The 13,641-nt window shown below is 34.9% G+C and carries 11 protein-coding genes and 2 pseudogenes; 4 read left to right on the top strand and 9 right to left on the bottom strand.

Features of this window, described 5'->3' with window-relative positions; all coding sequences use genetic code 11:
• On the top strand, positions 1-789 hold the full coding sequence (locus OPR50_RS02760; RefSeq protein WP_264339224.1) for a hypothetical protein: 789 nt from the start codon (positions 1-3) through the stop codon (positions 787-789).
• Positions 790-919: 130 nt separating this feature from the next.
• On the opposite strand, the gene OPR50_RS02755 is transcribed toward OPR50_RS02760, so the two are convergent.
• The 5 genes and pseudogenes from OPR50_RS02755 to OPR50_RS02735 all read right to left on the bottom strand — a co-directional run.
• On the bottom strand, positions 920-1,516 hold the full coding sequence (locus OPR50_RS02755; RefSeq protein ID WP_264329612.1) for a TIGR02217 family protein: 597 nt from the start codon (positions 1,514-1,516) through the stop codon (positions 920-922).
• Between the two features lie 273 nt (positions 1,517-1,789).
• The gene (locus OPR50_RS02750; protein WP_265023871.1) at positions 1,790-3,115 is read right to left on the bottom strand and encodes an IS4 family transposase; all 1,326 of its coding nucleotides are present in this window, start codon (positions 3,113-3,115) and stop codon (positions 1,790-1,792) included.
• Positions 3,116-3,188: 73 nt separating this feature from the next.
• Positions 3,189-3,596, bottom strand: a pseudogene (locus OPR50_RS02745) (DsbA family protein); the annotation flags it as partial.
• A gap of 64 nt (positions 3,597-3,660) precedes the next feature.
• Positions 3,661-4,098 carry an IS200/IS605 family transposase gene (gene tnpA, locus OPR50_RS02740; protein ID WP_006279552.1) on the bottom strand — a complete coding sequence of 146 codons (438 nt, stop codon included), beginning with the start codon at positions 4,096-4,098 and terminating at the stop codon, positions 3,661-3,663.
• Between the two features lie 84 nt (positions 4,099-4,182).
• A pseudogene (locus OPR50_RS02735) lies at positions 4,183-4,497 on the bottom strand (DsbA family protein); the annotation flags it as partial.
• Positions 4,498-4,821: 324 nt separating this feature from the next.
• Here OPR50_RS02735 and OPR50_RS02730 point away from each other — a divergent pair.
• The 3 genes from OPR50_RS02730 (at position 4,822) to OPR50_RS02720 (ending at position 7,638) form a co-directional block, all read left to right on the top strand.
• On the top strand, positions 4,822-4,974 hold the full coding sequence (locus tag OPR50_RS02730) for a hypothetical protein (protein ID WP_007548541.1): 153 nt from the start codon (positions 4,822-4,824) through the stop codon (positions 4,972-4,974).
• Between the two features lie 10 nt (positions 4,975-4,984).
• A complete protein-coding gene (locus OPR50_RS02725; protein ID WP_182319894.1) occupies positions 4,985-6,064 on the top strand; it encodes a Fic family protein in 1,080 nt (359 codons plus the stop codon).
• Between the two features lie 95 nt (positions 6,065-6,159).
• Complete coding sequence (locus OPR50_RS02720) at positions 6,160-7,638, top strand: UbiD family decarboxylase (protein WP_265024236.1); 1,479 nt, start codon at positions 6,160-6,162, stop codon at positions 7,636-7,638.
• A 790-nt stretch (positions 7,639-8,428) separates the two neighbouring features.
• Here the strand turns inward: OPR50_RS02720 and ubiA are convergent.
• Genes ubiA through nusA form a run of 4 tightly spaced genes read right to left on the bottom strand, consistent with a single transcriptional unit; the run spans position 8,429 to position 13,594 of the window.
• Positions 8,429-9,286: a 4-hydroxybenzoate octaprenyltransferase gene (gene ubiA, locus OPR50_RS02715; RefSeq protein WP_264339226.1), complete on the bottom strand. Its 858-nt coding sequence runs from the start codon at positions 9,284-9,286 to the stop codon at positions 8,429-8,431.
• Between the two features lie 3 nt (positions 9,287-9,289).
• On the bottom strand, positions 9,290-9,688 hold the full coding sequence (locus OPR50_RS02710) for a ribosome-binding factor A (RefSeq protein ID WP_006279769.1): 399 nt from the start codon (positions 9,686-9,688) through the stop codon (positions 9,290-9,292).
• A gap of 9 nt (positions 9,689-9,697) precedes the next feature.
• Positions 9,698-12,022, bottom strand: a complete 2,325-nt coding sequence (gene infB, locus OPR50_RS02705) for a translation initiation factor IF-2 (RefSeq protein ID WP_265024235.1) — start codon at positions 12,020-12,022, stop codon at positions 9,698-9,700.
• A gap of 9 nt (positions 12,023-12,031) precedes the next feature.
• Positions 12,032-13,594 carry a transcription termination factor NusA gene (nusA, locus tag OPR50_RS02700; protein ID WP_265024234.1) on the bottom strand — a complete coding sequence of 521 codons (1,563 nt, stop codon included), beginning with the start codon at positions 13,592-13,594 and terminating at the stop codon, positions 12,032-12,034.
• Between the last annotated feature and the right edge of the window lie 47 nt (positions 13,595-13,641).

The raw sequence follows: 13,641 nt of genomic DNA, 5'->3' as shown, positions 1-13,641 counted from the left end.
ATGAATACAAAAATATTTGAGATGTTAATAAGGAGAACTGGTCTACGCAGAGATAGCAAAGCTGAGATCATACAGTTAAATAGAAATGAAAAAGCTTTTGTAGATGAGGATAAAGAATCTATCGAATTAGCTGAGGCCATTTTTGAAGAGAATAATATGTTTCATTTCCGCAAACCAGGTCCTGCTATGGATTACATTTTGCACAAATTAATAAATGATAGGAAGCTTTTCGAGGAAATGAAAGATAGAGGTACAAGTATAATACGTCTTTTTTCTTTGTTATCAATGTATCATGGTCGTCTCAATTGCTGTGTTATAAGAAAAGGAGGGTGTATTACTGAGTGTGGCATACTTGATTACGCTGGCACCTATCCAGAACTAGTGCCTTTAGAGGACTTTATACTTATTGAGCCTTCCTCGTACCTCGAGTACATTGTGTTTGACAATGAGAATATCAGAAATAGGTTAGCTGAAGACTTAACTGAAGATAAAACAAAATTAGATATCTTTTTGAATGGAATTTTAGCAACAAAGAATTCGGATTTAGTATTATCTTGTATTAACAAGATAGAGGTTCTTAATGAGGAAGATAGATATTTTGTTAATCGCTTACAGAAAAACAACATGCTAGACTACATCTTAAACAAAGATGATACAACACTTGAAAAATTAACTCTAAAGGAATTGTTGAAGCTTTCTATTTTGCAGGAAGAAAAAAGCACTGAGTTAGAATCTCCCCAAGCTTCAAGTGTAAATGTTAGCAAAGCTCAGCAACATTGTAGTATATAGCTGGTGATAAAGTTTAAAATAATTGCATATACTAAGGCTCATTTAAATATAGAGCCTCAGTGGTGCTTAATTTTTTCAATTGATGGTGACTAGTAGCCCTACTATGATGTGGATCTATGCTCGCTTATAACTAAAATTTCACTTCCACTAAGGGGATATTATTCCAGCTATTGCTTCCATAGTCATCAATAGAAGCGTTTAAGTAATCTGTATCAAAGCGCACGGGCACATCAAATTCAAAGCTCGCAGTGATTATCACATCTTTTACTGGTGGCTTCATAAATGTTATTTCTCCAGTTGAATAATTTACTGAATATTCACTCTCTTCTTTACCATTTAAATAAATCTTTACTGTCCCATGTACTGGCTTTTTGATCATACGTATATGCTTATCTTCCCCACTTACATAAGTTTTGATTAGCTGAAAAGTCGTTTTTTTGTTATCTCCTATACCAATCTCTTGATTAATGGCTATAAAATCCGACCAATCCTTAAAACGAAACCCTATTGCTTTACCTTTTCGTGCATGAAAAAATGTTATTAGTTCTAGTAGCTGCTCGTTTGATCTGACCCCGTAAGCTATGTTGTATCTAGTGCGTGCATGAGACCAATTGATGTTGCGCTGTTCACAACCATTGTGAGTTGTTACAACGTCAGTGGAAAATTCCGGTCCTCCAGTGGAACCATAAGATATATTTTCTGGAAATCTAATTTCTGTGAATGACATATACCCTCCTGTGAAAGTAAAATAGTTTGGTTGAAGAAAATGTTGTAATTTGAAAGCGTTTCACATAGTAAATGACGCTATGGAAAGTGGATGAGACTACTGAGTTAAACTGCTGTCACACCCACAGTTACTATACTCAGGTTCATTTGAGTTGTCAAGCAAAAAAATAAAATTTTATGGCAAACTGTAACTAGCCTTGCTTGTGACTTAATTCATCTACTTTTTTGCGTAATACATTCAAATCAGTTGCTCCTACAAACCATACGCGTCAAGTTAAGAGATTGTGAGCAAATTTAGAGAGGTTAAAGTGGATACTCTAGCCCTTCTACGTTTGTCTTTTAATGAAAATCGCGACCAAGTTATAGTGAGTTTTTTAAGAAATGCTTTTAAACTATTAATTTTGGTTAATACTAAAAATAACTCTCTAACCCGCCTTTTTAGCTCAATAAATGCCTTTGTTAAGCTAAGTTCTGTATTCTTTTTCACTTCTGTGCAACCAACTATGCCGTGAAATATAAGAATTGCGCACAATTTAGCATATAGTTCACATAATACTCTGCATGGCTTTCCTTTTAGCTTATCAAGCCTGATATGGCTTTTATACAATTTAAATAATAACTCAATTTGCCACCTTACTCTGTAAATCGTTAATACTTGCTCAGCACTAATTTTATTTTCTGGAACATTAGTTATAAATATTGACCAGTTCAACAATTTTTGATTTCTTTTAGAGGATGTATATCCCTGCGATCTTGCTAATCTATTAGCTTTCCTTCTTCTGGCCATAGACTGTTCTTCAGTTAGTTTCTGACATATAATTCTTACTCTAATTTTTGCTTCTTTTCCTAACAATACCTCGTTTTCTAAAAATAACTTATCCTCTAAACATTCTAATAACTCCATTTTTTGATTTGTTTCTACATCATATATGTTGGTATCGGATTTATAACGACTTATGAAATAAGCTCCTATTTCATTGATTTGTTTAAAAGAACTTGGCACAAAATAACCGAGATCAGATATTAGCAAATCATTGCTTAATATATTACTTAAATGTTTCCTATATCCCTGGTCTGATCTTACCCCCTCCGTTAAATTAAGTTGGTCTATTATCTGATTCATGTAGTCGAAAACTAATTGTAACTTTATTCCAGACTTAGTATTGCTTTCATAGCCACTGTAGCTAGTACCATAACCTTTATACATCTCTTCCATACTGTTAGGTAGAGTAATATAGCTACTGTCCAATAATTTAACACTATTAAATTGCTGTAAGATTTTGCAATCAACTTGCAAGATATTTTTAAAGAGAATCACAGATTCATTATACATCCTTTTCATAAATTCCACTGCTTCTTCAGTAAATCTAAAATCCAAACCTTGTTTTGTTATATCTATCGAGTCCTCGTTTAGTAATTGACACATTGTTTCTACGCTACAATTATCAACTCCTATATTACCCAAGACCATGGCTTTTACGAATGATGAACCTTTTAGCTTTCTCTTTCTTTTTATAAACCTTGTTGTAATTGAGATTTTCTCTGCTTTTTCATTAAAAATTTCTTTGAGCTTTTTTGATAAGCAAGTTATTTTATTCATTGGTTCTCTCACTAAAAGTATATCTGGGAGAACTTATACCTTATTATTCTATCTCTTTCATACCTTTATTTCCTTAACTTGACGCGTATGCTCCTACAAACAGGCTATCTCCAATTATTAAAAAAGGTGTACCACCTACTCCCAAATCTCTTACTAGAAGCCTACTGTTGTTTATCATTTGCTCAATTTTGTCCGCGTTATCTTTTATGGAATCATTAAAATCGTCCTCATCAATCCCTATGTTTTTCACTATATCCAATATGCTTTCGTCTGAAAATTCTCCTTTGTGACTTAAAGCAGCATGGTGAAAATCGAAATATTTTTCTTTATCGAGAAAATAGACAGCTAAAGCACTTTTTGCTGCCTTTAAAGAAGCGTTACCAAGTATTGGAGCATCCCTAAAGATATACTTAATTTTGCCGTCGTTAATTAACTGCTTTATATCATTCTTTATAGCTTTGCAATGTCCACAAGAATACTCAACCACTATCGGCTGAGAGCCGAAAGGTTGGATATAGCGCTGGAAGCGCGGTGAGAAGCTAAAGCTACTCCAATCTTATACTAGATATAGAATGAGGCTGATGTGCATCTGTATGTTTATTGATGTACTCATTAATGACTTCATCTGTGATATGTCCGCTGGTAGCACTAAAGTATCCTCTTCCCCAAAAACGCTTTCCCCAGTACATTTTATTTAGCTCTGGAAATTCTTGTTGAACTTTGCGTGAAGACCTGCCTTTGGCTCTTTGAACAAAATCACTCACAGCTATATGAGGAGGTATTACTACGAATAAATGTAAATGATCTGATGATATTACTCCGTTTTCTATCTTAATCCCCATTTCTTCAGATACTTCTGCTATGATTGTTCGTATTCTCTCCTTCATAGCCTTAGTTAATACTCTGTACCGATATTTTGTAATCCAGACTATATGGTACCTATGATAAAATACAGTGTGTTTTCCTTTGTCATATTCCGTCATAACTATACTTTATAAAGTACAGTTATGACATTGACAAACTAAAGTTTCTCCACCTAGAAGGTGGAGGCTTGTACCATCTTATGGAAAGTCAAGGAAGCCTACAGCTATAACACTACTATTTTCATTTCCGGAGTAAGGATAAGTAAGGTCAAATATTTGATCCTTGTATTGTGAAATTTTACTTTTGGTTACATTATCTCGAGCAGCGTAACTACTTTTAATCGACTCCTCTTTGAGAGTTTTTACGATCTTATCAAAATTTCTGCTTATATAATTATCTAATTTCTCACCTATATAATCATCGCTTAGCATTTGGCTGCGATTTGAAAGCCAATTGTTTATTATCGGCAAGCTTGCTATTGCTATTATTAAAATTAATAAAAACGATATTCTAGACATACAATTTATTTAAAAACCTACAACATAAAACTTTTAGTACACATTTATCTGTATATTAAAAGAAGCATCTAATGTTAATATATAAAAACATTTATATCAAGTGTATTTTATAGTCAGTTTTGCCTCGAATACAAACTTTACGTACAATGATTAGGTATATTGTCACAAAGTTCATCAGAAGACTTGATAATGTAGGTGACCAAACTACCCCCAGAATAGCCAATTATGAGATGCTCTATCTTTTACCGCCACGCTGTAAATACGGCGGTAAAACAAAGTTGATAATTTTATTCCGCTGTGTATAATTTTCCGCGGAATAAACATATGAGTGAACCAATAATTGGCAGAGAAAAAGAAATAGCTATTCTACAAGACAAACTTCTTTCTCAATCAGCCGAATTTATTGCTGTTTATGGTCGGCGTCGTGTAAATGTTGTATTATCTGCATTTTATCAGCATAATATAGAAGTAATGTAATGCAGATATTATGCCGATGCCGAATTATACGATTACTTCTAAAATTGCTAGTTGTCTTATAAGGATTGAAGCAGCAAAAGAAAAAGTGTTACATTTGCCGCTCACTGTATCAATGCTTTTGTCTCTTCGTGAAACTGCACGGCTTTATACCACACACTATTCTACTATGATTGAAGGAAATCGACTTGAACCTAAACAGATTGAAGAGGTTTTAAGTGGTAAAAGCCACTTTCCAAAATATAGGAGAGATGAAAATGAGGTTAAAGGATATTATGCAGCTTTAACTCAAGTTGAACAATGGGCAGCAAGGAGAATACCCATTACTGAGAAAGCTGTTCAAACACTACATGCTCTAGTAATAGCAAGTGGAAAATCTAAAATAAAATCAACACCTTATCGTGATGGTCAAAATGTTATCCGCGATAGTCTTACACGTGCAATAATTTATATGCCACCTGAAGCAAAGGATGTACCAAAGCTCATGAGCAGTATGATTGATTGGATTCGTAACAGTGAGCAAGTGCCTTGCCCAATTATTGCAGGTATTGCGCATTATCAATTTGTAACAATTCACCCTTACTATGACGGTAATGGTCGTACTGCAAGATTGTTGACTACATTAATTTTACACCTTGGTGGGTATGACCTAAAAGGACTTTATTCATTGGAAGAATATTATGCTAAGAATCTAGGAGCGTATTATGAAGCAATCAGTATAGGTCCATCGCACAACTATTACATGGGACGAGCTGAAGCAGATATTACTAAGTGGGTGGAGTATTTCGTAGAAGGTATGGCAAATTCATTTGAGAACGTTTTACAACGTATAAATAAAGAAGAATACCACGCTGATCAGACTGATCTTATACGTAAGCTTGATCCTAAACAACGCAAAGCTCTTGAGCTCTTCCAGGAGTTTTCCGCTATTACAGCTAGTCAGGTTGGCGAACTATTTAATTTTAAGCCTCGTACCAGTGCGCAACTTTGTAAAAAGTGGGTGGAAATGGGGTTTATCAAGATTGTAGATTTTTCCAATAGAGGAAGGAAATACAAACTTAGTAAGCAATATGAGGATTTGATCTCAAATTAACTGAAAGCTCGCTAGGCAGGAAAGTAGTGCATAGGTCAAATTTCAATAAAGTGCTTGAAAACTAAATGTAAACTTAAAATTTTAAAAACTGGAATATGTACAACAACTTACGTGACTTCATCAAAGCCTTAGAAGAAAAAAAAGATCTGATTAGGATTAAGGAGGAAGTTTCAACAGTTCTTGAAATGACAGAAATTCATCGCAGAGTTTTGTCAAGCAAAGGGCCAGTGATCATTTTTGAAAATGTTATCACAGAAAATGGCAAAAATTCGATTCCAGTTTTGGTGAATTTATTTGGTACTATTAAGAGGATTGCATTGGGGTTGAACATAAACCCTGATGAACTAAGAGATCTTGGTAAACTTTTAGCATTTTTGCAATCACCTGAGCCGCCAAAAAACTTTAAGGATGCTATAAAAATGTTTCCTTTGTTGAAAGTCGTGTTATCGATGCGAAGTAAAGTCGTGAGCAAGGCTCCATGTCAAGAGGTAGTGCTAACCGGAGATGAAGTGGACCTAAGTCTACTGCCCATTCAAACATGCTGGCCAAATGAACCTGCACCACTTATCACCTGGCCAATTGTGGTAACGAAAGGACCCACGAAAGAAAAGCAAGATAATTTTAATCTTGGAATATATCGTATGCAGGTTATAGATAAAAAAACAACACTAATGCGTTGGCTTGCACACAGGGGTGGCGCAACTCACCATAAGCGTTGGAAGGAAGAAGGCAGAAATATGAAATTTCCTGCTGCTGCTGTGATCGGTAGTGATCCTGCAACGATTATTGCTGCGGTAACTCCAGTGCCAGAAACATTGTCAGAATACCAATTTGCTGGACTACTGCGAAAGAAGCCGCTTGAGCTGGTAAATTGTAAGACTATTCCACTTCAAGTACCAGCTCACGCGGAAATCGTTCTGGAAGGCTATGTGAGTTTGGATAGATATCAAGACGAAGGGCCATACGGAGATCACACCGGCTACTATAATTCTGTTGAGCAATTTCCTGAATTTAATATTACTGCAATTACTATGCGTAAAAACCCGATATATCTTAGCACTTTCACTGGCAAGCCACCTGATGAACCATCGATTCTTGGTGAAGCACTCAATGAAATTTTTGTGCCCATTCTTATCAATCAATTTCCAGAGATAGTGGACTTTTATCTGCCACCGGAAGGTTGCTCATATAGAATAGCGATAGTGTCGATAAAAAAATCCTATCCAGGGCAGGCAAAAAGAATTGTTATGGGCATACTTTCTTTTCTAAAGCAGTTTTTATACACGAAGTTTATTATCGTTGTTGATAATGATATAAATGTACGTGATTGGAAGGAAGTAATGTGGGCAATGTCAACGAGGATGGACCCTGTGCGTGATACAATCATGATAGAAAGTGTACCTATTGATTATTTAGACTTTGCTTCCCCTGAAAGTGGACTTGGAGGTAAAATGGGATTTGATGCGACAAATAAAATCCCGCCTGAAACCAAACGAGAGTGGGGAAAGAAAATTGAGATGAGTGAGGAAATAGTAAGGAAAGTCGCGGAGAAGTGGGAGGAATATATGGACTAGACTTCTTGCATAAAAGCAGAAAAAAGTTTGGCGTTTTTTATAATGCCGCGATTGGCATTAACTGATAATTGTGATTTAAGTCCGTCACAGTGCCCTTTTTTTTGTCATCCTATAGCTATACCGCCGCGGTATCTCTTAGCCGCTAACAAGTAGTGGGATGACGAGCTTATCGTCATCCTGCCGCGAACCGTCATACCGCGATTCATTCGCGGTATCTCAGCCGCTAACAAGCAGCGGGATACTTAGGGATGACGGTTGTTGTTTAGCTGTAAATATTAAGAAATTTACCAAATGAAAAAAAAGGCAAAAGAAGCCCTGGGGTTATTATCCGCTTTAAAATATTGGCGTTTTTTATGTTTTAAACGCTTGACAAGCGAGATTCAGCCGCTTTTAATTGCAACTAACTTACGCTGCAAATGTTTAAGAAATTTACTAAGCAGAAAAAAAGACAAAGAATCCCCGAGTTAGCTAGTCTTTTACTATCTCTGTCGAGTATTGGCATTTTTTGATGTCTTGTAACGCTTTATAAGCGCGTTCAGCTTATTTAGATAAAAATCTAGATGTAGATGAAGTTTTGTAAAGACATACAGTATCTATATACTGCAAAAAATTGAACATAAGACGCCGATACATTAAGTAATCCTTACCTTTTAATCTGCAGATTGGCGAAAGCAAATACAATAGCTTCAGTTTCATGATAAGAGGGCTGGCGGAGTTTGTCAAGCAAGTTTTTTTGTTTCTGCGGGCTACCTGAGTCTATTGATTTCATTAGAGCCGAAACTCTTGAGACCTAGGTGATAATTCTATCTAAAAGAATGCCGAAAAAGAGCAGCAACCCTACGTAGGAATTATTTTTAAATATGGACATGCATTGACTGGGATCGTCAGGATTGAAATTTTTGTATTGGCGGTGAAATATGAACCCTACAGCAAGTAGAGCAATATAAAAAATGTTATTTAATGATGATAAGATACCAGCATATAGCCACGTCATAAGAGATATTAAATAAAATCTTTTCAACCAAGATTTTGTTGTATCACCAAAATATAATGCGGTAGATTTCATCCCGAGTTTTTCATCATCTTTTTTATCTTGATGGGCGTATATGGTGTCATAGCTAAGTGTCCAAAAGACGCATCCTATATAAAACAGCAAGGATTCTATACTGATCTGGTTTGTTATTGCTGCTGAGCCCATGAGCGATCCCATATTGAAGGTAAACCCTAAGAACAATTGTGGCCACCAAACATACCGCTTTAATAAAGGGTAAGTAGCTATCATACACATTGAGATTATTCCAAGTATGAGTGTAGTTTTATTAGTTAATAATAAGATTACCAGGGCAATAAACAGTAGCAGTGAAAGTAAAGCTAAAGCCTGCTTTATGTTTAATGCACCACTTGCAAGTGGCCTATATTTTGTTCGTTCAACGTGCGCATCTATTTTTCTATCGAAGATATCATTGATTATGCACCCTGCGGGTCTCATTAAAAATGCACCTATAGTAAACAAAACAAGGAGAAAAAGAACCTGATACGATAGAGAAGTTGAGGCTAAAAGAATACCGCTCAAACTGGGAAATAGCACAAGCCACAAACCCGTTAAACTGTGCAACCTCATTAATGAAAAGTAACGATTGAAATGCATTAATTAAGTGTGATTATGTAATATTTTGCTTACATTAACAAAATTATCGAACGCTAAGTCAGGCTTGAAAACTAGTTCAGGTATAAATCGCAAATCAACATAACACAATATAGATTTACGTATTGACCATGCAGATTGGTTCATTTCATTAACAACAGTATTAATATCACAATTATTCTCAGAAGGATCTCCAGTGCGTCTTTTTTCTGGATCTAAGTAGTCAGCTACTTGAATATTCAATGAAGATAACACAATATATACATCTGCTTTTTTCAAATCTTTACTTAATTTTACGTCAGATACCGCTACATTTTTATTGAACACCTTACCTTCCATTAGAACTCTTGATATTGCTCTATGCAATACCGATGCTATCTTTAGGTTTCTAATTTCCTTTTTCATATCCAGCTACTATAACACCCTTTCTTCTTGCACTAATTGATAAGCTTCCAAAATATCTCCAACTTTAATATCGACATTACCCTCTAGTGATAGTCCGCATTCAAAGTTTACACCTACTTCTTTAACATCATCTTTAAATCTACGTAGTGCTTTTAACTTTCCTTCATGCACCAATTTACTATTGCGCACTACCTTAATTAAAGAATCTTTTTTTATGACTCCATCACTTACATAACATCCAATGATATTACCAGCTTTAGATACATTAAATATTTGCCTTACAGATGCAGAACCAACACGAACCTCTCGTGTAACAGGCTTTAACATTTTAGTTAAATACATTCTCATGTCGTCAATGAGCTCGTATATTATGTTATAAGTATGTATTTCTATACCTTTTTGTTTTGCCAAGTCCCTTATTTTTGAGTCCACTTTTACATTAAAAGCTAAAATTACTGCACTTGATGCTTCTGCAAGCAGCACATCTGAATCTGTTATCCCTCCTACTGCTTTGTGTAGGATATTTAATTTCACTTGATCTTTACCGAGTTTATCAATTGAACTTGATATTGCTTCAATAGAACCAGTTACATCGCACTTTAAAACTACAGATAGTTCTTCTATTTCACTGTTATTACGGCTGAATATATCTAAATCATCCTCATCTAAATTTTCTTCTTTTTTCTTGATTAACTCTAACCTATGTTCAATAATTTCACGTGCCTGCTTTTCAGAATTTATAACAACAAATTTATCTCCAGCATTTGGCACACCATTTAGACCAGTAATTTCAATTGGAGCAGAGGGTAGTGCTGCTTTTTCTCTTTGACCAAGGTGATTAACCATACTACGTACTTTACTGTATGTTGTACCAACTACCAATATATCACCAACCTTTAACGTTCCTTCCTCAACTATCAATGTGGCTGATATTCCTTTCGCTTTATCTATTTTGGATTCTATTACCCATCCAAGTGCTCGACAATCTTCTATTGCTTCTAGCTTCATTAATTCAGCGATTAACAAAATCGTCTCTTCTAGTTTATCTAAATTAGTTTTCTTTTTTGCTGATACTGGCACAATCATAACATCACCACCAAGCTCTTCAGGAATGAGATCATATTGAGGTAAGCTACTCATTACTTTCTCCACATCACCAGGCTCAGATTTATCAATTTTATTAATAGCAACTATAATAGAAACATTTGCTGCTTTTGCATGATTTATTGCTTCAACTGTTTGTTTCATGATTCCATCGTCAGCTGCAACTACTATTACAACTATATTAGTAATATTGGCACCACGTGCACGCATCGCAGTGAACGCTTCATGTCCTGGTGTATCAATAAAGGTAATTTTTTGCTTATCTTTTGTCGTTATTTGATAAGCACCTATGTGTTGAGTTATGCCACCTGACTCTCTTTCTGCAACATTAGATTCACGAAATGCATCGAGCAATGAGGTTTTACCATGATCGACGTGTCCCATAAAAGTGACGATTGGTGGTTTAGGTTTTTTAGGCAGGCTTTCTCTGCCTTCTATAAAAAATAAATCTTTTTCTCTGTTGGTATCGCTCACTCGTTTAGCCGTATGATTAAATTTTTCCACTATTTCACATGCTATATCTGGATCCACCAGATCATCTACTCTATAACTCTCACCGACTTCTTCTTTGAACATTTTTAGCACACTCTTGCTATCTTCTGCCATGCGAATAGATAACTCCCTGATAGTTATTTTGTCTGGTATAATAACTTCTCTTGATATATTTTTACCCTTAGTAAACTTTGACTTTCTACCTCTTATACCAAACCTTTGCTTAAATACAGGGGGTTGTTCAGTTTTTTCATCTATTGCCTGTGCAATTACCAGTTTAGAATGCTTAGAATATATATCTTTGTTGACTTTAAAAGACTTTTTATCGTTGTCCTCATGGTCAATACTATCTTCTTTTGGTTCAACTAAGTGGGTATTACTTAAAACTTGCTTATTTATTTCCTTAGATAAAGCGTCCGCTTCATTTTTCTCGTCAATCTCTTTATTGCTGTCTTCTTTTGCTGTTTTCTCTTTTTCCTCTCTCTGATTTCTTTCTTTCAGCAAAGCAGCATTCTGCACAGCATTAATGCGAAAAATTTGTTCTTTCTCTGTTAAAGAACCTAATTTACTCTCTTCAAATAAATTATGTTCTTCTGCATCATGAGATTTTTTTCTTCTTTTTTTTACTACTGTAGCTCCAGTACTTGGGCTAGCTGAAGAGTTTAAATTGAGGTCTAATTTAAGCTTGCTTAAACCTTGGAGCGTTAATTTTTTATCACTGATATCTTCATTATTCATATTATTTTATTATATTAATCCAAGCTTTTTACGTGCTTCTATGATTATTGAATCTACTGTATCTTTTAGATCTTCTTTGCTATCGGATGAGGAAGAGAGTATGCTGCAAAACTCATAACTTGATAAATCTGCTATGTCCTCTAAAGTCTTAATATCATGCTTACTAAGAGCAATTTTATTGTCTATTGATAAAGTTAAATTGATTACATCATCCTCCATACCTAAACTTTTTAGCTCTTCTATTTTTCTATCATTTTCTGCTTTCAGGTACTTATTTGCTCTATTGTGAAGTTCGTTTGCAATATCTTCATTAAAGCCCTCTATTGAAGCAAGCTCTTTAATTGAAGCGCTAGATATGTCTTCTACACTTGAAAAACCTTCTGTTACCAATAGCTGACCCATAATCTCTTCTAAGTTTAAAGCTTCAGCAAATAAAGCTGAACATTGACTAAGTTCTTTACTTCGCCTTTCTGATTCTTGGTGAGTGCTTAATATCTCAATTTTCCATCCAACAAGCTCTGAAGCTAATCTTACATTCTGGCCCTTTTTTCCTATCGCTAAACTCAATTGATCTTCAGCAACTATTAACTCTATGCAATTTTCATTTTCATCAATAATAACCTTCGATACTTCTGCAGGAGTAATGGCTTTAATAACAAATTGACCCAAATCTGAGGAGTAATTTATAACGTCAATTTTTTCACCATTTAATTCGTGTATAATAGTTTTTATTCTATCTCCCTTAACTCCAACACAAGCACCTACTGGATCAATGTTCTTGTCGGGAGAGAAAACGGCAACCTTAGACCTTGAACCAGCATCTCTAGCTATACCTTTAATTGTCACTAATCCGTCAGCAATTTCTGGTATTTCTTGATTTAATAATGCCTCCAAAAAGCCTTCATGAGTCCTAGAAAGAATAATTTGACGTCCATCATCAGAGCGCTTAACAGTCTGTATGTAAGCTTTAACCTTATCACCTTCACGAAATGATTCACCACCAGTTAAATTTCGCAATGGAAGATATGCCCTAGTGCCATTTATGTCTATAATAAGATCTGAATATTCTACTTGTTTAACAATACCATACCTTATTTCTCCCACCTTATCTTTAAATTCCTCATATTGCTTTTTTGACTCTTCATCTTTAATTATTTGAGCAATCTTTTGCTGGGCAATTCTTGCTGAAGCAAGATCAGTGTTAAGAGAGAGTAATTCACTAACAGTATCTCCAACTTTTGCATCTCCTTTTATTAATTTAGCTTGTGTAAGCGTAATTGATTCACACTCGGTATTCTCTTTTTCATTTGATTCATCATCAATAACTTTTAGTTTTCTATATGAAGTAACTTTGCCTGTGTTTCTATCTATATCAACTACAATTTTACTTTTGCTACCATATTTTTGATGAGCCACTGCTTCTATAGCACTTTCTAGTGCCTTTATTACAACATCAAAATCTAAACCTTTTTGAAGTGAAAGCTCTCCTGCTGTTTTTATTACATCAAGGCTTCCAACTATGTTATTCTTGTTACTTTTCTGCTTAACACTGCTTTTACGATTAGCAATCATAATAAATAAATCCAATGTAATTAGTTATAATTATAGCTCCAACGGGC

Source organism: Wolbachia endosymbiont (group A) of Epagoge grotiana, from assembly GCF_947251775.1.
In the GTDB taxonomy this organism is placed as follows: Bacteria; Pseudomonadota; Alphaproteobacteria; order Rickettsiales; family Anaplasmataceae; genus Wolbachia; species Wolbachia pipientis.
Note: the sequence above shows the minus strand (reverse complement) of the source record. Positions and strands in the feature narration are given on the sequence as shown.